Origin of the sequence: Planktothrix sp. FACHB-1365 (assembly GCF_014697575.1) — a bacterium.
In the GTDB taxonomy this organism is placed as follows: domain Bacteria; phylum Cyanobacteriota; class Cyanobacteriia; order Cyanobacteriales; family Microcoleaceae; genus Planktothrix.
Genome location: NZ_JACJSC010000051.1, coordinates 1 through 23,444, shown reverse-complemented (window position 1 = coordinate 23,444; position 23,444 = coordinate 1). Strand labels below are relative to the sequence as shown.

Genomic DNA, 23,444 nt, shown 5'->3' with positions numbered 1-23,444 from the left:
CAATGGCGCGATACCTAACCGACTATTACACCGCTAATTATCTGGGGGTTCCTGTCAGAATAGGTGTCTCAGGACTTGCTGACTGGGAACTAATAGAAACACCTTGAGATACTAAAAATATCAATGTCAATACCACCGGAGATTGAGGCGTTAATCGAGCAAATTAACCGAGAATTAGATGAGATTGAGGAACTAGCAACAGAAGGTTTAACAATTGCCAACCGTTTTCTAGTTCTATTTGAAAACAACCCGATATTCCTTCAGATTTCTTACTTTTTCAATTCGGTTTTATTGTATGTCGATAAAGCCAGAAGGGATACCCAAAACGCTAGAGAACAACTCTCTCAAGACATTTCCCCCTTAATTATATCAGTAGTAATTCAGGAAGTCGGAGAGTATTTATCAACTTTAAAAGGTGAAGTTTCTGAAGCCAAAAGCCGAACCCTAACTTATCGAAATCGATTGGAGAACCTACAATGACAAATTTACCAGATGAAAAAGTTCTAAACGAGTTGTTAGAAATGGGTCAACAGATGTACGACGCTGCTAAGAAAATGTCCGAAACCTCAGAAGCGATGACTCAAAAAATTAAGAAACGGATTGAGGATGCCGCATCGGCCCAAACCGTTAAATAGCGATCGCTCGTAAAGCGGCTAACCCGTTTTACTCCCTCAACTTTCTTCAGAATTGGGGGAGTATTTTTGTGGCACGTTTCCCCGTGACGGCGGGAGATTATCAACACCCGTTAAAAATCTGCAACAGTTCCCCCAACTGGTTAACCGTGTCCGGTCAAGGTTGAGACACTATCAAAATTCGGGTTTACCGAATCTTGGGACAATCGAGCGTTACCAAACTTTACAACGTGTCCCTTTTTGCACGGATCTCGGTGGCTACCCTACCCAGTGCCAGTCCCATCGGTTAGTAGTCACTCGAAAAAAGTTGAGTAATGTTATTAAGGACATATATAACATTACCCCGGACAGTTTTTGAGTAAAAGCCTAGAACCCTTATTCTACCGTTTGCGATCGCAAACTGTCCGAAGTGTTGAAATAAGAATCAGGAGTATTTTATGCCGATACCATTTATCCTCGGTGCTATAGCTTTGGGAACTGCTGCTTATGGAGTAGTGAAAGGTAAAGAAGGCGTTGACAATATGAAAGAAGCAAACGAAATGGGTCAACGCGCTCAAAAACGGCATAAACAAGCTGTCAATCAGTTGCAATCTGACTGGGAAACTACTAATAAGTTGGCAGAAGAATATGGTCAACAACAGTTAAATATCAAGATTGATACAATTAGACGTTTTGTAGCTTTTATTGAGCAAATCGGACAACGTGCAAAACAAGATCTGGAGTTTTTAGAAGGGCTGGAAGGAATATCTGTTCAGCAGATTCAAGAATACAAAACTGATGTGATGGAAGCTGAACAGTTTTTTAAAGGTGGAATTAAAGCCGTTGTAGCAGGTGCAGCAGCAGGTCAAGCTGCAACAGGTCTAGCAACATCTGTAGGTGTTGCTAGTACAGGTGCAGCTATTTCAGGGTTAAGTGGGGCAGCAGCTTGGAATGCCACTTTGGCTTGGTTGGGCGGTGGGTCACTAGCTGCTGGAGGTGGTGGTATGGCACTTGGTACTGTTGTTTTGGGTGGTATTACAGTCGCACCAGCCTTAGCTGTTGGAGGTTTTGTAATTGCTGGTAAGGGCGAAAAAGCTTTGACAGAGGCAAGAGAATACAAAGCTAAAGTTAATGTCCAAATCGCACAAATTGAAACTGCTAAAGAATTTCTACAACAAGTAAGATGCAGAATTGATGAATTAAGTATCGTAGTAGACAATTTGAATAAATGTGCTGTTCTTAGCCTCAATCAGTTAGAATCTCAACCTTTTGAGCGCAAACGTGATGCTACTAAGTTCCAACAAGTAGCACTTCTAATTAAAGCACTTGCTGAAATTATGAAAACCCCGATTTTAGATAGTGAAGGTAAGCTGAATCCTGCTACTGCTGCTGTTCAAGCTAAGTATCGTACATTAGGAGATAGTTAATAATGAGTGTTAAAAAAGTTTTTAAAGAAGCATTTGATGAAGTAGTCAATCCTAATGATTACCTTCAACAATTAGTTGAAGCATACACAGATTACTTGAAAATAGCTGAACAAGAACAAACAAAGCGACGTGAGATTGATGCTTGGGAAAAAACAACAGTAGCCAAGATTAACACTTTACGAGAGTTTTTAATAGGATATCTAGATCGCTCTTTTGATGAACGTGCAAAAAACTTTCGCTCATTGTTCGCTGTGGTGGATGATGCAATCGCATCAGGTAATAACGAACAACTAGCTTTGACTTTAAATTCAATTACGGAAATTGTTAAATCTAGTCCTTTTAAAGAACTAGCAAACTTAGCAAATGTTCAAGCTGCTCTTGATGATCCAGATCACGAATGGACATTCTGATTTTTCAAGGATTGGGGGTGAGGATGTCGGGAAATAGAGGTTTTCCGTCTCTTCCGTTATTAACAGGAGACAGCATCGACAAAGCGGCGATAGCACCCCTGACCTGTTCCGGTTGAACCTCTAAATATTGCTGTAGTTGTTCAAGGTTGCGATGTCCAGATATTTCCTGAATGGTTCTGAGGGGGATGCCAGCGTTAGACATTTGGGTTAGGGCTGTCCTCCTCATCGAGTGGCTACTAGCCCCATCAATGCCAGTCTGTTCAAAGGCTTTTCTGAGAATCCGTGCGCCGGAATCAGAGGTGATATGGTGGTTTTGGTCATCTCGGAACGTTCCACCAGGGAACAGCCACAGCTTACCCGCTTCTGGCTTGTACTTCTGTAGATAACCCCGTAACTCATCCAGTACCGGAATCGTGCGGGTTGCCAGCTTGCGTTTAGTATTCGACTTCCTAAAGGTAAGCTCATCCCTAACCCGTCCCCTCTTGTCGTAGACATCAGCCGTATGGAGGGTAACGGCTTCATTGATGCGAACGGCGGTAAACAAACAGACAGCAAAAAGCACCCTATCTCTGAGGTTTGTTAGCCCTTCATTAAATAGGATCTGAATTTCATCTTGGCTGAGTATTTTTGCCTTTCCATGCCTGTTGACTTTCACAAAAGCACCCATGCCCATTAAGAGGATTGTTAGGGCGTGGGTGTTGCTGTGGCAAGTGGGATTAAAAAATCAATGCTTTTGTTGCATTCAAGAAGATAGAAACCCGATGGTCGTAGTCCTTACAAAAGGTTTCCCAGTTACAATCAGGGTGAGAAGCGCGATCGCACTCGAAACTCAAAGTGGGTTAGATGTTGATGACGAAACTGTCGTTAGCTGCATAGAGAGAACGACTCGCGACTATAAACTCACTACCGTTTTTTCTCATAAATCATTAATCGTTCTCAGCCAAATATTGCGTTTTGATAAGTTTTTTAACGGGCTGAATAACCAAAGTTATAATCACATTCAAGGTAAAACGCAGCACTTTGACTCTCACCTCTCAGTGCTGATCGGAAAACTTACATTGTTTTTTTTTGTTTTTAGTCAACCTTTATGGGGTCAACTTATGTGTGAACCATCGTTGCTCGATTCACATCAACAAGCGTTACAGGCGCTGATGATGCTGATCTACCTCGTGGAACGAACCTTTCGGCACTGGGATAAAAACCCAAAAAGCCAAAGAGTCGCTGATGTAGCAGCTTGCACGTCAAGCGCGATCTACTGCATCGTTTGCGTCCACCAGATGGTCTTGTTTAGCTAGGTTTTGGATAGGGAAGAGAAAGAAGTTGATCTAGGTCAATTTCTTTCCCCCTATTCTTTAATCGTAAAACAAGAGGAAAGTTATGCAAATCGTTACAAAACTTTAATTTTAACTGAGTTGTTATGGAACAGATACCAGATAGATTATTGTGCCAACTAATTAAGGAAGCGTTACAGGACTCACAAGCTGCCGAAACATTAGCCTACGTTATAGATCAGATTCCTGAAGTTAAGGCACGTCTAGGTGAAGGTTGGCTACCTTATTACGATGAAGCACTCCCAAAGACAATGAAGGATATCAGAAAAAACATTAATAGGTTTCCACAAAAGCATGGGCTTGATATGGAATCCTTAGATTGTAAAAATCCAGGTGATGCCGATAAGGTTAAAAAATATTTTATTTATTGGGTTATAATGATACTCAAACGAGATTGTTACGATGTTAAGCGTCGGAGTAATAAGTCAATTTTAGAATTGGATATGGATCTTATCCCAAGTTTTTTAGACCCATTAAAATTATTAGAAGCTGAGGAAAAAAGGCTGTTTTTAAATTCCTTTAAATGTTATATACAGGAAGATCCAAAAAATGAATTACAGAATTCTTATCCTCGCAATTATCCAGATTGTAATTGCAAAACACTTATAAAAAAGCTATATTTTGATAACAAAAAATTTCAAGATATTGCTTCTGAGCTAGAGATTCGTGATCAAACTTTACACTCCTATTGGCGCAGAAATTGCCTACCTATTTTGAGGCAAATTGCTAAACGCTTGTACGAAATAAATTACCTAGTTGAGACAGGGAATAAGGAACAATAAATCAGAAATGTGTAAATAATTATCTTTGGGTACTTAATCAGCTTGAGTGTGATAAGTAGGTGGGCTTAATTAGGTGTAGAAATAGAAACTGAACTTAAGCAGAGGATAAGATTTTAGCCTTGCCGTGCCGATTTACCTTCATGAGCGCCTACACCCGTTAAGAGGATTGTTAGGGGGGTGGGCGCTCTGTGGCAAGTGGGACTAAAAAATCAAGCTTATCAATGCTTTTGTCTGACTTTATGGATGAGGAGTAATAGCAATAATTATAATTGTTGGTTCTGCATCAAATTCCTTTTTTGATGCAGCTTTGTAGTACCAAAATACCCTGTAAGCACCAGAGGTGTTATTTTCTACATAAGCTTCAAACACTATTTCTTTGTCAGGGCCTTCAAGGTGATCATATTTATGAGTTTGTAAACCTGGATGACGCGGATCTGTTTGTAAAAAACCAAGTGTTTTTAATACTTTTTTGTGTTTTTTGGGATTCTGTTTCTCTAGTAATTGGAATTGACGTTCTGCATTAGGTTGAAATATTAATTTATATTCCGCCTTTTTTTTATCTTCCACTGGTTTTCTATTTAGTTAGTCATCAATTTCCAAATCAATATACTCGGCGAAAGACCCTAAATAAAAGCCTTCCCCAGATTCAGCCTGAGCCAAGCCTCGCTTTACAGAAGCTAACGCTTCAGGATTATATTTTAGCCAGTTATCTTGAGTAATTACGGTTGAACACTCACACTGTAATTGTTCTCGTAAATTATGTTTTAGTGTTTCCACTGCATATTTAAAATCAGTTAATTTTTGAACAAACTCCTCTCTTGAAATAACTACCAATAAAAGAAAATTTAAGTTTCTTACAAATTTAAAAACCAACTCTGATAAAAACCGATTTTTTTTATTAGGATAATTTTCTGATAACTTCATACTTACACCAGAGTCAGATATCAAATCTTCAAGCATTCTTTTCTGCTCATCTGAAAATTCATCCCAATTATCTTGGACTTTAGAAGCAAGAGCTTCAATTTGTGATGTAATTTCTTCTATCTTATGAAGTGTCATTAGGAATGGCACTTTTCGATTATTAGACAGATTATTTTTCTTACAATTTAATTTTTTCTCGACTTTCTCGACTTCTAGTAGCCCATCTAGTGAGTGGAAAGCAGAAATAGGACTAGGATAAAACGCTAAATCAGGCATCTCGGCTACTCCCTACCTCAATCAATCCCTAAAAGGGATTTAAACCTTACATATATAATGACACGATATGACATTTTTTTCATCCTAAAACCGACCTACCCTTCCCCCGATGTCCAGGGGTAAGGGTAGCAGCCCACTGGATTACCCTCTCAATCGTTAGCTCATCAGTCTGCTTACGTCGTGCCATTGTCCGGTTTAGGGTACGGTTTTATTGGGTTCTAGCGGTTTGGTGTACCCTAAATGTTTGGGCGTTGGGTTCATTTAGGGTACGGTTTTATTGGGTTTCAGGGTTTTTGTGTACCCTAAATCGTTAGGGGTAGGGAGGCGGTTAAACCTCCCAGAAGCTTTAGAACTTGTTCACCAGTTCCCATAACGCGGCTACAACATCACGACGGTTAGGGAATGTTTGACCTGGAAACTGTGGTGACTCCCAATGAGTACCGCAGTTCTTAGCAATCCCTAAAAGCATTCCGTTGTTGTAGATTTTGGTAGTTTTAGAATCAACTTCTGTGTATTCAAAAGTCGGGTTATCTTGCTTTTGTTCCGATGGCTTAACACACAAATCAATGGATTTATTACCGAGAATTATCAACCCTTCCTCTGCTAATTTTTCAAGATATCCCTCTAAATCTGAAGCTTTTAAACTATTGAGATGATGAGCTAATAACTCGCCTTTTGAGATGAATTTTACACCACTGTTTTGAAGGGTAAGAATGACATCTCGAACATCATCTAATTTGATAGCCGTTGGCTGTTCATCGGGTTTGAGACTGTAATTTAATGAGCTTAAGCGTTCCCAATCAATGAAGCTGGATGAGCCATACCATAGAACAGAAAGGCAATGAGTAAAGCCGTCCAACTGTTCATCGCTCCAAGTCTTCACGCTGTCACCCCATGAAGTTTTTATCCATTTCTCCCAACTGTTCAGTAACCGCTTGTTAGTGAAGCCGATCAGAAGGGTGTCACCCCGTCGATAAGCTTGATCATTCAATCGGGTTTTAGGTGTTGGTGTTGGGGTAGGTGAGATCGCAACAGTCGGAACACAAGCCATTAATTTAACGGGTTCAGGATTTTGCTCCGGTGTAGTTTCACCGTCCGTATGTTTAGGGTAGAAATTGTTAATAATGCCCTGTACACTGCTTTCTAATGTCACATTAGAGAACATTGTCAACCAATCACCGTCACACTCAACAATCTCGAATTTAGAGGAATATCCTTGCTCAATACAATCTTTTGCAATGGCTTCTAACTCTAGTTTATACCGCCGTTTCTTGGGGACAAAAACTCGCACACCAGAGCCATTATCCCAGTAGATATTGTTAGGATATCGCTTAATATGTTCCGGTTTAGATTCCGGTTCCGCTTCTGTTTGAACGGGTAAGCCTAGGGCGTTAAGTTTGGGATATAGGGAGATGTCAAAGGTAAAGGGTTCGGGTGTTGGCTCTGCCGTTGGCTCCTGTTCCTCTGCCGTTGGTTCCTCAGTTGGCTCTAACTCCGGTGTCGGTTCTGTCTCAGTTGGCAGTTCCTCCGGCGTGGGGTTAGGTTCACCATGAATAATTCCCTCAATTTCCATTAATAAATTAGAGGGTTCAACGTTGGCATCCTCCATCGACAAAACCAAACTTTTAACCCGATTAACAACATCTGAATATTCAGCCATGATACTGTCTAACTGGGTTTTGCGGTAGGTTAAAAGTTCAAGTTGAGAGTTTATAGAGTCTAGTTCAAGTTGTAAGCTGTTCATTGTTTAATCCTTGTGTCGTGTTGTTAATTTGAAGCGGTTAGAGGGGGAATAATCCCCCTTTTATCGTGTTAGATTCCGAATCGTTTCTGAGTAGTAATAAACAAGCTCATCCCTGCTTTTTGTATGGTTTCGGAGTCTAAAGCAAAGGATTCTGATTCATCCATCGGGTCATGGGGAAAACGCTTGTTATAGGCTTTATAGGCGGTTTCGTGACAGAACGCTAAGAGGTCGGCTTGTTCAGTTATGAACTGTCCTATCGCTCGTTTTTTATCATCGGTCAACGGTTCATAGTTGCTATTAGTTTTTCCGTTGCCATTGGTGTTACCATTCCCGTTAGTTTGGGAGGTTTCTCCATCTTCTAACAGCTTGTATTTTCCGTTATCGTCAAGGATTAATCGCTGTTCACCTTTGGTTAAACTTTTGAGTGTTTCCGCTTTTTGAGAATTGGCATCAGCCCATATCTTGATTTCCTCCCCACCGCATTCAAAAACGGCGTTAACCTTCTCCCCATACTTGGTTTCAAGTATTTTTCCTGCGGGGTATTTTACAATTGCGTTTAACAGTTTACCCATTGTTTTTAGTCCTATTTAATTGATGATTTGTGAAGCGTAGAGGGGGATGTTTCACCCCCTAGATTGTGTTTAGAAGCCTAAGTCTGCTTTAGCTTGGGCGTATTCTTCCGGTGTGTAGAATTCCGGGTGAGCTAAGGTGTCCATATTGGCTTGAAAGGCTTCACATTCCGCTTGATAACGTTTGATCCAAAGTTCGATATAAGCGGTCATCCATTTATTGTTAGCCGTCGTTGCCCAATTGCTTTTAAGAACAGACCCGGAGCGAGTGACAACGTGATGGACAGTTTCACCCGTTGTAAAGTTTTCATCTGTCCAGCATGACCGGGTTTCCGTTTTCCCGTTGGGGTAAACCATTTCCACCACGTCCACCATCACGCCGTCGAAGTCTTCATAGGTGTAGATAATGCGGGTTTCGATTGTCGTACTGATTTGAGCTACCATTGATTTAACTCCATTAATAATGTGAGTGGTTAGGGAGGCAACCGGACGCTGTGCAAAAGTTAATCCGGTTGTCTCTGTTGTTTTATAGGCTTCAGAGAGTTTTTATCTCAGCACTACGCTTATCGCTTCATGCCTCCCACCGTTAGGGTTTAAGGTTTACCGCTACTTGTCCGGTTGGCTCTCTTCTGTCTATACTTAATAATATAGCTCCTTTCTATCCTTTTGTCTAGTACCTAGCTATATTTTATCTATACTAATTATTTATAGGGTATAGTTCTAGTCTATAAGCTTAGGCTATACATTAGGATAGATAGGGTTACAGTCCCCTCTAGGAGAGGGGTGTAAGGTTTATTAAGCTGTCAGGAGTTCGATTAATTGGGGTTTGTTCAGGGGTTTACGTTTCCCGTTGATAAGCGGTCGCCATTGGAGTTTACGGCTTTTTGCCTCTTCTCGAAGTTGTGCGGTAGTCCATCCTGTATAGTCGGTTCCTTGTGGTGTTGGTATAGCCTGTTCCCTAGCTTCCGGTATAGATTCGGGTTCCGGTTCAACTTCTGGCTGTGGCTGTTCCTCTAGGTGTTCCGGCTGTGGTGTTGGTTCCTTAGTCTCGGTGATAGGTTCCGGTGTTGGTTCTGAAGGTTGGGCGATCGCTTCCTGTTCCTCAGTGGCTTCTGGTGTTGCGTCTAGCTGTGGTGTAGCTTCCGGTATAGCCTTTGTAATAGATTTCAGTTCGGGTTCCGATGTATCTATCGTTTCCGGTTTTTGCTGTTCCGGTTGGACTGTTTTGGATTCAGTGGTTACGATCAAGCGGTTTTGTTGGTTCCGTTTGGCTGTGGCTAACTCCCGTTCCCATACCGTCCGGGGTGCAAACATCCAAAGGGTCAAAGCGTAAGCAGTCGCAGCGATAGCGGTTAAAGCTTGCATGGTTGAATTCTCCTAAATTGTCGAGGTGCTGTAGTGTCCAGTGAGTAAGGATTGTGTCGGTTCCTCTCTCACCTGTTATTAAACAGTATAGCCTAGCTGTATATCCTTTGTCTAGTCCTAAGCTATACTAATTTCTTATAGGGTATAGATTAAGTCTATAAGTTTTCTGTATAGTCTAATATCTATACTTTAAGACTATATCTAAGCTATACTGTAGGGATAGATTTAAAGGATAGATTTTATGGCAACCTACAAATTACCAGAAGGTCAGAAGCTTGCAACATTTAAGATTGATGAGCAGGACTGGGAAGCGTTTAAGGCTTTATGTGATAGCCAGGGAACAAATGCAAGCCGTACCCTGATATCGTTTGTTGAGCAGTCAATCGCTGCGGGTAAAATTGACGATTTATTCTTACCCAAGCCCCGGAGTGCATCTAGTCAGAGTATAGACATCGATATAGATAGCTTAGAGACTAGATTGATGGATAGATTAATGGCTAGACTTGACGATAGATTGTCTAGTGAACTGCAAACCCAACCCAAAACGATTGACCCGGACATTGAGTCGCGGCTTGATGCGATGGAGGCGGTGATAGCGGGAAAGTAGAAGCCCTCACCGGGGAACTGGAACGGGTGAGGGAACGAGAGGCATCTTTTAAGGAAGCTTGCCAGAAAAAGGATAAGGAATATCAAGATTTAGCTTATGTCCAAACCCAGGGGATTGAAGAGTGCCAAAAGTTGAGAGAGGAACGGGACACAGCCAAGACCGCGCTTAATCAATTAAAGGATGAACTCGCGGCTAAGGATAAATCTATTAATAATCTCAAAAGCCAGTTAGAGGAGAAGAAAACAGCGATCGCAAACCTTCAAACCGAACTAGAGGAAACTAGAAACGAACTGGTAAGCCGTGAAACCCAATTACAGCAGGCTTTACAATCTGTTTCACCCCCGGTGGTGGTATCCCCTGAATCATATACTACAGAAGAGTTACAAAGTGAAATACCTCTAGGGGTGCGACAGCGATTAATTGAGTTCGTGGGTGAACGGAAAAGCCAAGCAAAAGATACCCGGAATTGGTTCCAAGCCAATAAAATGATTGCGGAACTAGAGAGGATTCTCTCGATAGAATAAAATCACTTTCAAAACTCCATCAAGCCCCAATGGTCGGGGCTTTTTGCTGTGTTAAATTGAAAGTGTAATTATTGCGATAACTTGCGATATCAAAGCTTCTAAACTTGATTTAATTCGAGAAGCCATCAAGCTTTTAATTGACAATCCCCATCTATCTAATAGGGAGATTGCCAATCAGATTGGAGTATCAGAATTCAGCATCAGGAATTGGAAAAAACAACCCACATGGGAACAGGAACGGCAGAAATTAATAGATGAACGTGCTGAGGCACTGAACTTAAAGGATGAACAACGACGAGAAGAATTCAAGGAATCTATCAGAGAGGGCAGGAGGAAATTAGCAATTCTACGCGAACAAATTTATGCTAATACAGCACGCTCGATCAACATTTCCAGCAAAGCCTACGCTACGGCTTCTATGATGAACGATGCTCTAAAAGCCTGCGGAATGTTAACAAAAGCCGGAGCGCATACCCACGGAAAACAGGCACTAGATGGCATCAAAACTATAATGGCTGTGGATGAACACCTCTATCAATTTCATGTTTTGATTGAATATTTTGAGAATTTGGAGGAAGAGAGCGATCGCTAATCACTCCCCATCCCCCAAAACTAACCCTTGATCAATTTAGCTTTATCAAAGGCTAAATTTAGAATTTGCATCTCAATTGTGCTATCAAACCCACTGCAATCAGGATGGTACACGCGACACAATTCCCGGCCCCTCAGCTATGGCATCAAAATGAAGCCCAAAGTATTCCTCAGTCGATTTTAGTCTCCAGGGGGAAGCGGAAAAGCCTAGGTGAACCGCGTTGAGGGTTTCCTGCTTAATTGTCTGATAGTGTTTATGGAATGCGGTGCTGTGGCATTCGTCTAAGATAATTAACCCTAAATTCTCCGGTGTGCTGTTTTTACGTTTCCGTAGGGTTTGGAGCGAGGCAATTTGAATCGGGCGATCGCGATTCTCAGGATAATTTGCTTTTATAATCCCGATATCATCAGGATTAATCCCAGCCCGAATCATTGCGGAACGGCTTTGCTCTACCAGGAAATCACGATGGACAATCAACATACATCGCTTCCCACGTCCAACGGCATCACATAAGATGAAAGCGATGATTGCGGTTTTTCCGGCTCCCGTCGGTGCGTAGACTAATACCCGGCGGATACCTTGTCTGATGTAGTTGTAGATTTCAGATTTTAATTCTTCCTGATAGTCCCGTAAAACAAAGGGTTTGGGGGGTATATCGAGGTGAGGGGGTGTATTAACACCCTGGTCAAATAGGCTTAATTGTCCGATCATGATTTGTGAAGTTTTATTTGGATGCCAACCCTTGCCGGGGTTGGTTTTTCTTATGGCTTCAGAATAGCTATAAAGGCTATCCTGTAAAATCTTCTCTGATTGTATACCAGTGAGAGAAAAGCGTCAACACTAGGCAAAATTGTAGATAACTACTAGATCAGGAAAATTTTCCAAGATCTCCCCAAAATGAACAAACAGCCATCGAGCTTTAGTTTGGGAAGCTTCTCGAATTGCCTCCCTCGCCCATCGAGCCACATCTTCCACTGTGGGGAGTCTATAAGCTTTTGTCTGTAGATCATTTCTTGAGATATAAGCTTTTTTGATTGTTGTCCAGGTGGTAAAGTTTGTGCGTTTTGTTGGGATGTCGGGCCGTCCCGTCTTGGCTTCTACCAGAATCATCCCCCCCAATTCGTCAAATTTGGGTATTGGGGTATTGTCTAGTTCGGTGGCTGACCCCCCCTGACTATTATTATTAATGGGGGGGTCAACCACTTCTAAGTTTTCGATGGGGTCAAAAAACTTTAAATCTCCCAAACCAGCAAAACTGAAATTCTCAGAACGCCGCGTCAAAACCCCTTCTACCCATTCCCAGTGTTCTCGATCAATGGAAAGGACAGATTTTCGCTCGCCATCAATCTGAACGCGACGGCTTTTGGTTTTTATGCCAAACCCCAACAAAAGTTGAGATAACAACCAAACCCCCCCAATGTTCCCCCCTAAGATTTTGGGTAGCTTCATGATTAAGGGAAATTCCTTGAATTTTTTGCAATCCTCAACCAACTGGACTAGGGTTTCTTCCGTCCAGGTTTTATCAGGATCTAAATATTGGGAAAAATTTAAAGTTTTATTCAGGGCAAAAATTTGAGAAGTATTCCGTTTTAGGTCGGGAGCAAATAACCCTTTGCCGTGCTTGGCTTGACGGTTAATTGATTTTACATCGTCAAAAATAGCGCGCTCATAGCCTTCAGTTCCTCCCCTCAGATACTCAAGTTTTTTGATACGCGCTCTCAATCTTCCTCCATTATCTTTAGCGTGGGTTTCCCTAATGTATTGCTTGATTGTTTCGTTTCCTTTGTCACCTTCAAGAGTTTCATAGTGTGAATGTAATTTGTAAAAATCTACAAAATGATATTTATTGAGTAGTTTCTCCTGTTCCTTTGTTAGAGAATGTTTAGCAGATAATTCTTTAGCTTCAGTCTCACTCAGTAACGGGGTTTTAAACAACAGATCCTCATCCTCCTCAGCTTTTTTCTCAAGCCGTTTCGATTTAGCTTCAGCCTTAGCCGATTCTAAATCTTCAGCATCAATAAAGGATTCATGAATAATTTCATTACCCTCATATTCCAACCTAGCCTCTAGGCGTTCTTGAAGATGAATCTTACTACAATTATCTCTAGCGATATAATGGCAAAATAAATCAATATGGGGATTATCATCCAATTCCCAATTATAGTTAAGAATAGGGTCGAATGTTCCGCTTAGTTTTTGGGCTATTATTCTATTATTGATATCTGTCATGTCTCGTAAATTTTTCTTGATTTGATTTTTATAGAATCCCGAATAACGATCATTAAGTTGCCCTTTATCAGCACAAAAAATTGTCCTGGGAACATTGGGACGGACACGGCTTAAAGATTGACTCATATCCCAATCAGGACATATCCCAGAGGAAAAACAAGCGAAAACCTCAGTGAAATGATTCACGGTGATTGATGCAGATGTCCAGAGCGATTGAGTTGCGATCACAAAGCGATAAGGCTTTAAAAAATCACTAACTTTTTGTGGATCATTATTAGAAATATTTCTAATAAAATCACATTGCTCCAATTCTTTAGATGTATCACCATTGATTAATATCCCCCTTTCCCCTTCCTTGAGATAAGGTTCAAATGCGTCAAAAATTTCCTTAGAGAGAGCTTTGGTATCAACGATAAACCAAATGTTCTCACCAGACTCTAAAGCCAATTTTGCTAACTCGATAACTTCCTCTTTGGATTTAACAAAAATAGCTATGTATCCTTTGGATTTGTACTCATTTTTAATGTAAAAAACAGGGAAAGAAGCCTTATTATCCCCGGTAATCCCCCGATTCCTAACCCTTAAAACCCAATTAATCTCAGCGTCAGAAATATCAGCAGAAGCCAAGATAATTAAATCAGAAGCTCGGATAATCTCTTCATAAATGGACAATAAAACAGGGCGAATCCCGTCTTTATCGCAAGTAGAAGACAGCAACAAGCTAATAAAAACCTGGTCAGCTTCATCTAATACTAAAACTTTCCGCTTATCAGATAACAGAAACTGAGAACGAATAACAGAGTAGAAATAAATCAAACCCTCGGAACATCCGGCAAGGCGGTCAACAGATGAGCCATTACTCCCAATATAGTTACTAATCCCATCATGTTTAACTTTTTCAACGTCTCCCCTGTATTCTAAGCCCAATCTTTCGCATAAGCCTTTCTGCAAAAATATCCGATGACCTAATGACAAAACGGCTATATCATCCCCTTTGGTGAGCTCTTCAAGTAATTTTGTTTTACCAACAGCTTTAGCACCAGCTAAAGCTATAAGTCCTGTTTTTGGTAGAGTATTAACATTAATATCTCTACCCATATCATCGGTGTTAACGGTTAACTTAGGGAGATAAGTGATCAGTTTTTTTTGCTCTCTTACGAATTGCCATTTAACAAAAGTGTGAACTTTTAAAAGGTTAAAACCCTTCTCACCGTAAAGGGCTAAAAAATCATCAATAGCCCCTTTTTTCTCATCCAATAAAGGAATATGAGCAACACTAACTTTGCACTTTTCTTTTAAGAGAAGTCGAGCCGTTTTCTCTAGGGCATCTTCACAGGTTTTGCGGGTTTTTTCCTGAACATCATTATCGAAATAAAATGTGATGGCGCGGTCAGGGGAAGCAAATAATTTCAGATCATCAACCAACAAAAGTTCCCCTAATTTCCTACGGTATCCCATCCGAATTCCAGGGAGTGCGATCGCAATTACCCCAATGGATAACAAACTCGCGGCTTTTTTCTCTCCTTCTGCCAATGCAATGGGGATTTTGGGATTCTCGATTACAAATAACCAGAAATTTTTAGGGGTGATGGTCGATTCAATACAGTTCATCATTTCCGGGTGCTTCTCTCGGAAACGTTCTATATTTTTTTGGCTGAATTCCTTTCTACAACGCCCTCGAATGATCTCAATAATTTCCGGGGTGACAGGGAGAAAAATTAAACGAGAAGGAACGCCTAATGGAGAAAGGTATTTAGCGTTTTTATAGGCTTGCTTTTCCTTATCCCAAATCTTACATAATCTGCTCCCAGGATCAGGCTTCACCCTAGTAAAACTGCTAGGTTCTCCTGTCAGAGGTTCAACCCCCCCGACTTGCCAGCCAATAGAGTCCATGCAGTTGTTGTAGCGCCGTTGCCATTGGGAGTTTAGTCTCCCCCCATTCAAGTGAGGGTATCCGTTCTCCGGTTCCGGGTACAAGGTGTTAAATAATGCCAATTCTTCAATCGAGCTAAATGCCACATCGACAAGGGAACGATGGATAGCCGAACCTTTCTCAAGCTCTTCCCGATGATGTTGGAGAAGTGTCATGCCGCACCTCCCATCGTGTCGAAGGTGAAGGTGAACAGGGAGGGGGTTTGATGTGCTTGCCTAAATCTCTCTATAGGATATACAATGGACATAATAGTTTTAAAATTAACGTTTTGTGGGTTCCCCTTTGGTGTCAGCCAAGGGGGAATCTTTTTACATCCTCTATGGTATATCCTACCGAGAGGTTTTACAATAGAAGCAATTAAAGAAACATTAAGAACGTATGGAACCCGAAAAACCTGTAAAAAACCGCTTGTATCGGAGTTCACCGAGTCAACTGGCAAACCTACGCCGGGGGCCGAAAGGGGAACACAAACGCTCGATTCCGTTACCGATTCGGATGGCTCCGGTCTATCTGAATATTTTAAAATCCCACCTATCAGAAGCCGGGTTGTCCGCCGGGGATCTATTAGAAGCGATCGCAATCCGACTCGAACGCGGCGACATAACAATCGACGATATTCTGAAAAATTAATCCCCCTTCTGCCGCTCCCACGTCCTAGGGTAATCATTGAAATTAATCCCCAGTTTTCCGGTATGGATTGCGTAGATTGTAGGGATGGTGCTACAATGTGAATTATGAAAGAAACATGAAAAACCTTATTATCCGATAATCTATCGAACACATCCTTTGGTTTGTTGCATTCAAAACGCAGTAAAATATTCATACACTGTAAAACGTTGGTCTTACTAACCAACGGTTAATTCCAAACGTTAGGGGTAAGAGCGAAAAACTTAACTAACGTTTGAGTTTGCATTTTTAATTGTTTAGAAGTCGTGTAACTGCTAATTACGCGGCTTCTTTTTCGCTTTGGGATTGTTTCTGTTCAAAATCCAAAAGTAGATCTCGCACAATTTCAGATCTGCTTTTGCCAGTCTTCATTTTTTGAGTATCGAGTAAGTCGATGAATCGCTCTGGAATAGTGAAAGCGGTGGTGATAAACATTCGTTCTTTCATAAGTATAATTATTAGCTTCTTGACTCTCTCTATAATTATACTCTACACGAAAGAGAATCTGATCCTTTTAAGATTAACCGCAGGATACAAATATGCTTTCCGACAAAATTGCCAATCCAAACTAGAGCTTCCCATGTCGCTTCTACGGCTTATTTCCAGGCTAAGTTGAAAGAAGTTGGCAACAAAAAAAACAGGGGGGGGGAACATAATATCATCAGGAAACGATTTGCACAATACACTTTCTTAGATTGATTTCTCTGAGAGAAAGTAGAGCTATGCTCTACCCCAGTTTTGATGCAAATACTATGCCACACTAATTAACAGCTTTCTCCTCAAATATTCAGCTAACAGCAAAGCTTCAGCCCTACCGTGATGTTTTTTAAGCTTAAGATTATTGGCTTCATTTGGGAATAATTGCAAAGCCTTCACCCTCGATGATTCCTTATCCGTAGACAATCCATAGTATTTTTTCCAGCATTGGGGGGTGACGAATTCAATAGGAACATTGAGCGCCGCGACAATTCCCAGCCATACCCCGTAACCCATCCCAAAGCTAAACATTGAGCTAACACCCTGTCCCGGCATGGCATGAACCGACTCAATAATTATGATGGAATCGGATGTTACCAGTTGCTTCAACTCAGAAGCCATCAGGGTAGGGTTTGGCTTGGTTTTGCCATTGACCTTGATGGTTGGACAATCAATAAAGGTGATTCCGGCGGGGGAGATACTAGCGATCGCTCCCGATAGTCCAGGGTCAATGCCAATAAAGTTTTGATAGGTGTTCATGGTTAATTTGTAGAGATTGCAGATATTTTTTGGGGAGTGCTAGGCAAGCTCGATCTCATCATCGAGGTAGGGCAAGTCACAATCGAAAAATTTAGGCTTCTCATTATCGTCTAGCAGAAAATATTCCCATCGTTGATGTTTGGCATCTGGCATCATCCAGAGAATAAATCCGTAGAAGGTGCGGGTTTTGCCATAATTTTCCACGTCAAGATGATCGTCGCAAAAGTAGGAGCGTTTAATCCTATCTCCTATTTTAAATTTAGGATCGGGAAGCCCTAATTTTTCACTGGTAAATTTTACCGGACTAAAGGCTTGACGTTGCGGTGAGCGCTCCCGTAAAAAGGGTAAGTATGCCATGATTTATTCCTTAAATACAGTTAGGTTTTCCGTTCAAATACCGTCCACAATCACCACCTCTAACCCCATATTGAACAAGATAATCCTCATAAGTTTTTTCAGGTTTTGGGGGTGAAACAATTTGATAATTAGGAGCAAATCTATCCCTTTCAAGACAACCGGAGCCGCCGTTATTCTTAAGGCAAAAGTAAGCCTCTGACCCTTCCTCAATAACAATAGGCTTCTGTGGCTTTTTAACAATAGCGGGTGACTGTTCCGATGGTTTAGTTGGTATGTTTAGGTTTTGTTGAGGTTCACCGGGTTTAGGCTGTTGTGGTGCTGATATTTTGGCAACAGATTGGAGTTGTGAAACGGTGAACACTAACCAACCGAATAGGAGCAAGCAGCTACAACCTAGAATAGTCATCTTTAGTAATATTAAATCTTGTCGCTGCGATTGATTTGATGATTGATTATTTAATCCGTTCATGTCAACAATTCCTCTTCAGTATTTTGCTGTCAAGTGTCATCTGTCAGGTGTCGAGAGAGGGGGGATAGGGGTAGTTTTAGGGGTATCCTCTGACAGCTAGTGACAGCTAGGACACCCTCTATGACGGGCTGACAGTTTCCTGACAGTTAAAATGACACTTATGACACTTGACAGTTAGTTAGGGGTGAACGATACCCTTGTTCCCCCTCTACCGTTTTCAATAGTTACCGTCCCATGACCATTTTTTTCTAACCATTCAAACGCATATTTAACGGCATCTGATGACAAATTTGAACCAACTGGTGAGCGTTGAATATCACGGACTGTTGCGCCATTGTTAGCCTTGCAGAATGCCAATATCTCCATAAATTTATCATCAGGACTGGTGTTATTGTCTGGAGTTTTTTCTAACTTCCTGATATCAAACGATGGGTTAGAAGGTGAAGTCTTAGGCGGTTGTTTAGGTGTTCCTGACTGTCTCTCGACGTAAATCTCATCACCGATTAACTCATCCAAAGTGATAGGAACAGTCCGAACTGGTAGAAGGTTTAAGGGGGGTTGACCGTTGCGGAATTCCGGGTAGTTGCCATGAGTAGGATGTTGTGATAAATCATCATCAACTAAACACGGATAACCTACAGACTGAAGGCAATTAAGAACCCGTTGGTCTGGTAAGTTCTTAGCGTGCTTAACAGAAATTTTACCCAATCTAATCAGTGAGAAATTCTGTAGAAAGTCACCCATACCTTCTAATCCCATAGCCTTAGTGTTTCCGCTTTGACTGCAAAAAATTGATAACATATCATACTTTCTGCATTCAGAACCGAGACGGATTACAGCTTCCTCACAGATGTCTAATTTTGCTCGTTTTGCTGCGACTCGGACTGACGGCCACTCATCCCAAATGAACACTAACTTAGGAAAACTTTTAACGCCTTCCTTTCTTAACTTTTTGCGCTTATCCAGTTCATCCAGTGATGCTCTGAGACACTTTAAAATCATGTCGTAATCGTCAATTATCAAAGTGTCAGAACCCCAATCACCCCCGCCGTCGTAATGTGGGTCACAAACTATTAATTTGATTGGTTCTCCTCGACTAGCTAAACCGATTAAATATTTAGCCGCGCTCGATTTACCGGAGCCACTATCACCAAATAAACAGATACCCACGCCTCTATCAAGGATTGAATCAAAAGCAACTATTGGCGGTTTATCTTCAGTCTCTTGTTCATCCCCTGGCATCATCCCTAAAATATGGTTGTGAATGTTCAAGTCTGGCATCCGGGGAACTGGGAATACAGCCTGTTTATATCGCTCAATGGTTGCAGCCTCACCGATATCGAAAATGGTGTCCGCCGTATCCTGTCTGATGATGCCACGTTCACTTCGTTTCATAGCAGGATAACTTAGAGCCGTTCCGATGGTACTGGCGATCGCTCCCGCAGCAAAACCATAAAATTTGTTAGGACTGGGGAACGGTTGACTTAATCCCCAGACCATACCTAAGAACCCGGTGGCAGTCCACAAAGCGGAACTAATAAGAATTGGGTTAGACATGGCTGGCTATTCCTCCCAACACAGCCCCAACAAATAAAACAATTAATATCCCAAATAAGACCGCTTCTGATGTGTTGAGTAGTCCGGTGTAGGCTTTCCTCCCGTAGAAGGAACCCAAGGCAATCAAGGCGGTTAAAAAGACTAAAAAAAATACCCAGTACCAAGGGTGTAACTGGGTGTAAAACCTACTGATTAAACCGACTAACGAAACCCAACAAATAGACCCGATAAAGTAGCCAATAAAATTCAATACCCTAGCCATTGTTTATCACCGTCCTCTTAACCTGTCTCGACTAGATTTAACGTTATTTAGTAGCTCGTTCATCCGTTGATTATTGGCTTTTAATTGTTCCCTGTAGTTGGCTTTAGCTGCCTCTATAGCTGCGGTTTGAGCATCCAACAATGATTGAGTCTCGGTTGTTATTCCGTACTTATTGGCATCGTTAGAAGCAGTCAAAGCGATAATTTTACTCATCTCTTTTGCTGTGGTTATTTCACCTTTAGAAATTGCTTTAATATTTTTACCGAACTTCTTAACGTTCTTAGCGTTTTTCTTAACATTCTTAGCAATTTCTGAGGACTGTTTTACCAGTTCATCATCGATTAACCAGCCTCGCTCATTTGCCTCTCTAACAAGTTGAGATGATGTGTAAAGGTTTGAGTCATTAGGTGAGAAGTTATCGGGTGAAATTGCATTTTCGTTAAGGTTAGGGAGGCGGTCAAGGTTGGTATCACCTCCCGTGAAAAAATTAGCGATCGCTGATAGAATGCCCATTTACCATTTCTCCCCTTTCTCATGTTCCAGCCATAACCGTTGATTGTCTATAGTGCCTTGCTGATAAGCATTACGGGTTTCCAATTGCCTCGAATACTGAAGGATTAAAATAGTTAACCCCGTCATAATCCCACCGAGGTAAAAGTAAAATAGTTTCTCATTACTCATGTTTAATTCTCCTCAGAATGGGATAGGATCAAAGTCATCATCATCAGTGATAATCGGTTTAGGTTCCGGCTTAGGTTTGAGGTGTTTTTTTTGGGGGAAATCAAACCGGAAAATAGGGTATGAATCAAAATTAAATCCATCCCATTTGTCAATCTGAATAAATTTAGGATTAATTGAGATTGAATATCTTTTAATCCTTAAGTAAAAGTCAAAGCTATCCATCTAAAAACCTCCCATCATCTGCATAACCAAACCATCGTAATGATTAGGTGAAATGGCTTCAAACTGTTTAATTAATTGCTTAATTCGTGATAAAATTCTATTCATGAATGCTACCTCAGATGTATTTTTGCAAGTCGAGAGACGGCTCTCCAAAAGGATTACCGTCTCTTTTAATTGTTTTATTTCTGCAATGATTTCTTGATAGCCATTACATCCAGTTTGCTGTTGCGAACTGTTGTTTTTTTTGCACTCGATTGTTGATTGGCTGTGGCTTTTTTCCCCAGTGTTTCCACTGTTTCGTCTGGCTTCCCCTGATTGGTTTTTCCCAGTTTTTCGAGTTGGGAGTTTAGTATTTTCTGAAAGTCCGTGTTGATAGCAGTTTGCAAGTTGTAAGCTTGTTCAAGCCCGTTTAATTGGCTCTGGAGTAATCCAGTAAGAAGGGCAACAGAACCCGCCTCACCAATAGCTAAACCTTTCTCAAATTCCTGTCTGATGTGTTCATTGGTCAAGCCTTGTGTTACGCTCCCAACTGCACCAATATGATCAGCCAAGTTCTGATGGACTGGATTAGATAAAGCCAATTCTCGGAGGGCGGCTAAATCAGACTGGGTGATGCAATCTTGGTTTAGTCCCAATTCTTGAACAAGTGCCAACGCTCCCTCACCCAGTTCCTCTTCAACTTCCTCCCAGTCGATAAAATCATCGGAGTCATTAATCGAGAAGGATTCCGGTGCTTTGGGTGTTTCCGGCGGTTTTCCGTTGAGGGCCGTTGGTTTAACTCCCTTCAGGTGATTAGCAATAGGAACACCAAAAGAAATGATATCCGGGTCATTGGGATTTAAACCCATTTGTTTGATAGCGATTAATAATTCTGTCTCAGAAACATTAAGCGACTTTGATAATTTTTGCAGCGTTGATTGTGGCTTCTGTTGTGTACTCATTTTGTAGTTCCTCGGTGAATGTTTTGAAGGTGTAAAGTGTTGCGTTGAGTTGAATGTAATCCTCTATGATTTGAGGACGTGGTGCAGATGATGGCTCGGATAAATCATATTCGTTAATACGTTTCAGCCATTCCTGTACATAAGGGTTGTAGGCAGTTCTAGGCTTAAAATGTTGGTAGAAATCAGGCGAGTAAATTAATAACAGTTTTGCCCAATCTCTTAAGGTTTGTGGCTTGCGTTTTAATTCTTTTGCCAACACTCCAACGGGTTTATAAACTGCCTTTCTGTCCCCGTTCTTAATCAGTCTTACCCGTTGATTATCGGGTATAATTTCAGCTGGGATAATTTCAGGATCGATTACAGCTTCATAAATTAATCGCTCATAATACCCCATTGATTCTTTATCGAGATATTCCATTAGATTTCCTGTTAATAGAAATGTGTTAATGCTCCCATGTAGCGGTTCCTAAGAACGTGCTAGGGTTAGCTGTTTGATTGTCGAGGTACGGTGCTAGACTTCTCAAGGGAACCATCAGGGGATGTCCTAGAGGTCTATGGTAAGTAATATGACACTAATTACCCGTAAGTGTCAAGATACTTATGTAAACATTCTTGTACTTGCGTACAATAAAGCGCACGGTGAGATATTGGGGTAATAATAGGTGTAGAGGTAATATGTACTGTACAAATGAACAATGACCATCTCGACAAGACAAAACCGTTCAAGATAGACCCACCGGAGCCATTGCACTTCAAATTTAAGAAGATGTGCCTTGAGCTTTACACCAACATGAAGGCTAGAGGGTTGGCATTGATTGAGTTTGATGTTGCCAACTGGGAACAGGGTATAGACACGCTAAATCAAACATCTAGCCATAAAGGTATAGACACAAACGACATTCAACCCGTTCTCTGTAAGGCTATTGAAGGGAAGCCATTAGAGGATGTTGAACTCGCGTTATTGGCTGATACCCTCGACATTGACCAAGCTGTTCTACAACGCTGCCGGGATAAACATCATGGAAACAAACGAACTAAAAACACCCCATGTCATAGCTAACTGGGAACCCGCTATCAGTTCATCAGGATTAGCTTTTATCGCTCCCAATGGACTAAGGCAGGGGGAAGTTTTATCTATTTATAAGGATATAGAGGACTGGTTGACGGAAACGGCGGCGAAGTGGGGTGAGGTGCGATTGCTTTACAACGGAGCCAAGCAAGGATTAAGAAAAATAGGAACGAGTGCAACTATGTCCAATTCAACCCCTAACTCAAACCCTAAACCATCGGAACCCGTCAACCCAAAGGTCAACCCCATCACTCTTAGACCGGATGACGACTATCAACGGGTAACAGAATTTTTACTGACTCACTGGCATGATGGCAAGTCGGTCTGTGTTGTGTCCCAAATCGATAACCGTTGCCTTTTCCAAAATGACAAACTGTTACCCGCCCGTGCCATCATTCAGCCTAGCGAGTGGATTGGACAGAATTATCTATGGTATTGGCGCGATTCGATGGATGATTACAACCAACTCAGGGAACTGTTGAACCGTGACGTTTATATTCCACAATTTGAATACAGACTGCGACGGCCAGACGGTTCAATGGCGCGATACCTAACCGACTATTACACCGCTAATTATCTGGGGGTTCCTGTCAGAATAGGTGTCTCAGGACTTGCTGACTGGGAACTAATAGAAACACCTTGAGATACTAAAAATATCAATGT

At 41.4% G+C, this 23,444-nt stretch carries 31 protein-coding genes and 1 pseudogene; 13 read left to right on the top strand and 19 right to left on the bottom strand.

Features of this window, described 5'->3' with window-relative positions:
• The first annotated feature begins 123 nt into the window (after positions 1–123).
• The 4 genes from H6G57_RS28025 (at position 124) to H6G57_RS28010 (ending at position 2,448) form a co-directional block, all read left to right on the top strand.
• A complete protein-coding gene (locus H6G57_RS28025) occupies positions 124–480 on the top strand; it encodes a restriction endonuclease subunit S (RefSeq protein WP_190525016.1) in 357 nt (118 codons plus the stop codon).
• Positions 477–635, top strand: coding sequence for a hypothetical protein (locus tag H6G57_RS28020; RefSeq protein WP_190525014.1), 159 nt, complete (start codon positions 477–479; stop codon positions 633–635). Before H6G57_RS28025 ends, H6G57_RS28020 begins: the two co-directional genes overlap by 4 nt.
• A 434-nt stretch (positions 636–1,069) precedes the next feature.
• Positions 1,070–2,038: a hypothetical protein gene (locus tag H6G57_RS28015; protein ID WP_190525012.1), complete on the top strand. Its 969-nt coding sequence runs from the start codon at positions 1,070–1,072 to the stop codon at positions 2,036–2,038.
• A gap of 2 nt (positions 2,039–2,040) precedes the next feature.
• A complete protein-coding gene (locus tag H6G57_RS28010) occupies positions 2,041–2,448 on the top strand; it encodes a hypothetical protein (RefSeq protein ID WP_190525010.1) in 408 nt (135 codons plus the stop codon).
• Between the two features lie 4 nt (positions 2,449–2,452).
• Here the strand turns inward: H6G57_RS28010 and H6G57_RS28005 are convergent, their stop codons facing one another.
• Positions 2,453–3,115, bottom strand: a complete 663-nt coding sequence (locus tag H6G57_RS28005; RefSeq protein WP_199314471.1) for a site-specific integrase — start codon at positions 3,113–3,115, stop codon at positions 2,453–2,455.
• A 94-nt stretch (positions 3,116–3,209) separates the two neighbouring features.
• Here H6G57_RS28005 and H6G57_RS28000 point away from each other — a divergent pair, with 94 nt between their 5' ends.
• Together H6G57_RS28000 and H6G57_RS27995 are read left to right on the top strand one after the other, a co-directional pair.
• Positions 3,210–3,743, top strand: coding sequence for a hypothetical protein (locus tag H6G57_RS28000; RefSeq protein ID WP_190525008.1), 534 nt, complete (start codon positions 3,210–3,212; stop codon positions 3,741–3,743).
• 122 nt (positions 3,744–3,865) lie between these two features.
• Complete coding sequence (locus H6G57_RS27995; protein WP_190525006.1) at positions 3,866–4,561, top strand: sigma-70 family RNA polymerase sigma factor; 696 nt, start codon at positions 3,866–3,868, stop codon at positions 4,559–4,561.
• Positions 4,562–4,798: 237 nt separating this feature from the next.
• Here the strand turns inward: H6G57_RS27995 and H6G57_RS27990 are convergent, their stop codons facing one another.
• From H6G57_RS27990 to H6G57_RS27965, 6 genes are all read right to left on the bottom strand, one after another.
• Complete coding sequence (locus H6G57_RS27990) at positions 4,799–5,128, bottom strand: hypothetical protein (RefSeq protein WP_199314470.1); 330 nt, start codon at positions 5,126–5,128, stop codon at positions 4,799–4,801.
• A gap of 15 nt (positions 5,129–5,143) precedes the next feature.
• On the bottom strand, positions 5,144–5,758 hold the full coding sequence (locus H6G57_RS27985; RefSeq protein ID WP_190525004.1) for a hypothetical protein: 615 nt from the start codon (positions 5,756–5,758) through the stop codon (positions 5,144–5,146).
• 346 nt (positions 5,759–6,104) lie between these two features.
• Positions 6,105–7,502 (bottom strand): hypothetical protein, encoded by a 1,398-nt coding sequence (locus tag H6G57_RS27980; protein ID WP_190525002.1) that lies wholly within the window; start codon positions 7,500–7,502, stop codon positions 6,105–6,107.
• 68 nt (positions 7,503–7,570) lie between these two features.
• A complete protein-coding gene (locus tag H6G57_RS27975) occupies positions 7,571–8,074 on the bottom strand; it encodes a hypothetical protein (protein WP_190525000.1) in 504 nt (167 codons plus the stop codon).
• 69 nt (positions 8,075–8,143) lie between these two features.
• Positions 8,144–8,515 carry a hypothetical protein gene (locus tag H6G57_RS27970; RefSeq protein WP_190524997.1) on the bottom strand — a complete coding sequence of 124 codons (372 nt, stop codon included), beginning with the start codon at positions 8,513–8,515 and terminating at the stop codon, positions 8,144–8,146.
• A gap of 351 nt (positions 8,516–8,866) precedes the next feature.
• Positions 8,867–9,436 carry a hypothetical protein gene (locus H6G57_RS27965; protein ID WP_190524995.1) on the bottom strand — a complete coding sequence of 190 codons (570 nt, stop codon included), beginning with the start codon at positions 9,434–9,436 and terminating at the stop codon, positions 8,867–8,869.
• Between the two features lie 241 nt (positions 9,437–9,677).
• Between H6G57_RS27965 and H6G57_RS27960 the strand changes: the two genes are divergently transcribed.
• The 4 genes and pseudogenes from H6G57_RS27960 (at position 9,678) to H6G57_RS29285 (ending at position 11,159) form a co-directional block, all read left to right on the top strand.
• Entirely contained in the window at positions 9,678–10,043 is a 366-nt protein-coding gene (locus tag H6G57_RS27960; protein WP_190524993.1) for a hypothetical protein, read from the top strand.
• 26 nt (positions 10,044–10,069) lie between these two features.
• Positions 10,070–10,567 carry a hypothetical protein gene (locus tag H6G57_RS27955; protein WP_190524991.1) on the top strand — a complete coding sequence of 166 codons (498 nt, stop codon included), beginning with the start codon at positions 10,070–10,072 and terminating at the stop codon, positions 10,565–10,567.
• A 55-nt stretch (positions 10,568–10,622) separates the two neighbouring features.
• Positions 10,623–10,793 (top strand): annotated as a pseudogene (locus H6G57_RS29840) (winged helix-turn-helix transcriptional regulator); the annotation flags it as partial.
• A gap of 192 nt (positions 10,794–10,985) precedes the next feature.
• Complete coding sequence (locus H6G57_RS29285) at positions 10,986–11,159, top strand: hypothetical protein (RefSeq protein WP_242049115.1); 174 nt, start codon at positions 10,986–10,988, stop codon at positions 11,157–11,159.
• A 99-nt stretch (positions 11,160–11,258) separates the two neighbouring features.
• Here H6G57_RS29285 and H6G57_RS27945 read toward each other — a convergent pair whose 3' ends face one another.
• Together H6G57_RS27945 and H6G57_RS27940 are read right to left on the bottom strand one after the other, a co-directional pair.
• On the bottom strand, positions 11,259–11,870 hold the full coding sequence (locus H6G57_RS27945) for a DEAD/DEAH box helicase (protein ID WP_190524989.1): 612 nt from the start codon (positions 11,868–11,870) through the stop codon (positions 11,259–11,261).
• Between the two features lie 129 nt (positions 11,871–11,999).
• Positions 12,000–15,476 carry a plasmid replication protein, CyRepA1 family gene (locus H6G57_RS27940; protein ID WP_190524987.1) on the bottom strand — a complete coding sequence of 1,159 codons (3,477 nt, stop codon included), beginning with the start codon at positions 15,474–15,476 and terminating at the stop codon, positions 12,000–12,002.
• A 223-nt stretch (positions 15,477–15,699) separates the two neighbouring features.
• On the opposite strand from H6G57_RS27940, the gene H6G57_RS27935 reads away from it, so the two are divergent.
• On the top strand, positions 15,700–15,951 hold the full coding sequence (locus tag H6G57_RS27935) for a hypothetical protein (RefSeq protein ID WP_190524985.1): 252 nt from the start codon (positions 15,700–15,702) through the stop codon (positions 15,949–15,951).
• A 315-nt stretch (positions 15,952–16,266) separates the two neighbouring features.
• Here the strand turns inward: H6G57_RS27935 and H6G57_RS27930 are convergent, their stop codons facing one another.
• The 10 genes from H6G57_RS27930 to H6G57_RS27885 form a co-directional block, all read right to left on the bottom strand.
• Positions 16,267–16,434 carry a hypothetical protein gene (locus H6G57_RS27930; RefSeq protein ID WP_190524983.1) on the bottom strand — a complete coding sequence of 56 codons (168 nt, stop codon included), beginning with the start codon at positions 16,432–16,434 and terminating at the stop codon, positions 16,267–16,269.
• A gap of 303 nt (positions 16,435–16,737) precedes the next feature.
• Positions 16,738–17,223, bottom strand: coding sequence for a hypothetical protein (locus tag H6G57_RS27925; RefSeq protein WP_190524981.1), 486 nt, complete (start codon positions 17,221–17,223; stop codon positions 16,738–16,740).
• A gap of 39 nt (positions 17,224–17,262) precedes the next feature.
• Entirely contained in the window at positions 17,263–17,580 is a 318-nt protein-coding gene (locus H6G57_RS27920; RefSeq protein ID WP_190524979.1) for a hypothetical protein, read from the bottom strand.
• Between the two features lie 10 nt (positions 17,581–17,590).
• The gene (locus H6G57_RS27915) at positions 17,591–17,986 is read right to left on the bottom strand and encodes a hypothetical protein (protein ID WP_190524978.1); all 396 of its coding nucleotides are present in this window, start codon (positions 17,984–17,986) and stop codon (positions 17,591–17,593) included.
• A gap of 237 nt (positions 17,987–18,223) precedes the next feature.
• Positions 18,224–19,606: a type IV secretory system conjugative DNA transfer family protein gene (locus H6G57_RS27910; protein WP_190524977.1), complete on the bottom strand. Its 1,383-nt coding sequence runs from the start codon at positions 19,604–19,606 to the stop codon at positions 18,224–18,226.
• Positions 19,599–19,868 carry a hypothetical protein gene (locus H6G57_RS27905; protein ID WP_190524975.1) on the bottom strand — a complete coding sequence of 90 codons (270 nt, stop codon included), beginning with the start codon at positions 19,866–19,868 and terminating at the stop codon, positions 19,599–19,601. The genes H6G57_RS27910 and H6G57_RS27905 overlap by 8 nt, the downstream gene beginning before the upstream one ends.
• Before the next feature lie 6 nt (positions 19,869–19,874).
• Positions 19,875–20,381 (bottom strand): hypothetical protein, encoded by a 507-nt coding sequence (locus H6G57_RS27900; protein WP_190524973.1) that lies wholly within the window; start codon positions 20,379–20,381, stop codon positions 19,875–19,877.
• Positions 20,382–20,549 carry a hypothetical protein gene (locus H6G57_RS27895; protein WP_190524971.1) on the bottom strand — a complete coding sequence of 56 codons (168 nt, stop codon included), beginning with the start codon at positions 20,547–20,549 and terminating at the stop codon, positions 20,382–20,384.
• Between the two features lie 401 nt (positions 20,550–20,950).
• The gene (locus H6G57_RS27890; protein ID WP_190524969.1) at positions 20,951–21,712 is read right to left on the bottom strand and encodes a hypothetical protein; all 762 of its coding nucleotides are present in this window, start codon (positions 21,710–21,712) and stop codon (positions 20,951–20,953) included.
• Complete coding sequence (locus H6G57_RS27885; protein ID WP_190524967.1) at positions 21,657–22,130, bottom strand: hypothetical protein; 474 nt, start codon at positions 22,128–22,130, stop codon at positions 21,657–21,659. The genes H6G57_RS27890 and H6G57_RS27885 overlap by 56 nt, the downstream gene beginning before the upstream one ends.
• Positions 22,131–22,400: 270 nt before the next feature.
• Here H6G57_RS27885 and H6G57_RS27880 point away from each other — a divergent pair, with 270 nt between their 5' ends.
• Both H6G57_RS27880 and H6G57_RS27875 read left to right on the top strand, forming a co-directional pair.
• The gene (locus H6G57_RS27880) at positions 22,401–22,772 is read left to right on the top strand and encodes a hypothetical protein (protein ID WP_190524965.1); all 372 of its coding nucleotides are present in this window, start codon (positions 22,401–22,403) and stop codon (positions 22,770–22,772) included.
• Positions 22,732–23,424 (top strand): hypothetical protein, encoded by a 693-nt coding sequence (locus H6G57_RS27875; protein ID WP_190524963.1) that lies wholly within the window; start codon positions 22,732–22,734, stop codon positions 23,422–23,424. The genes H6G57_RS27880 and H6G57_RS27875 overlap by 41 nt, the downstream gene beginning before the upstream one ends.
• Positions 23,425–23,444: the final 20 nt, after the last annotated feature.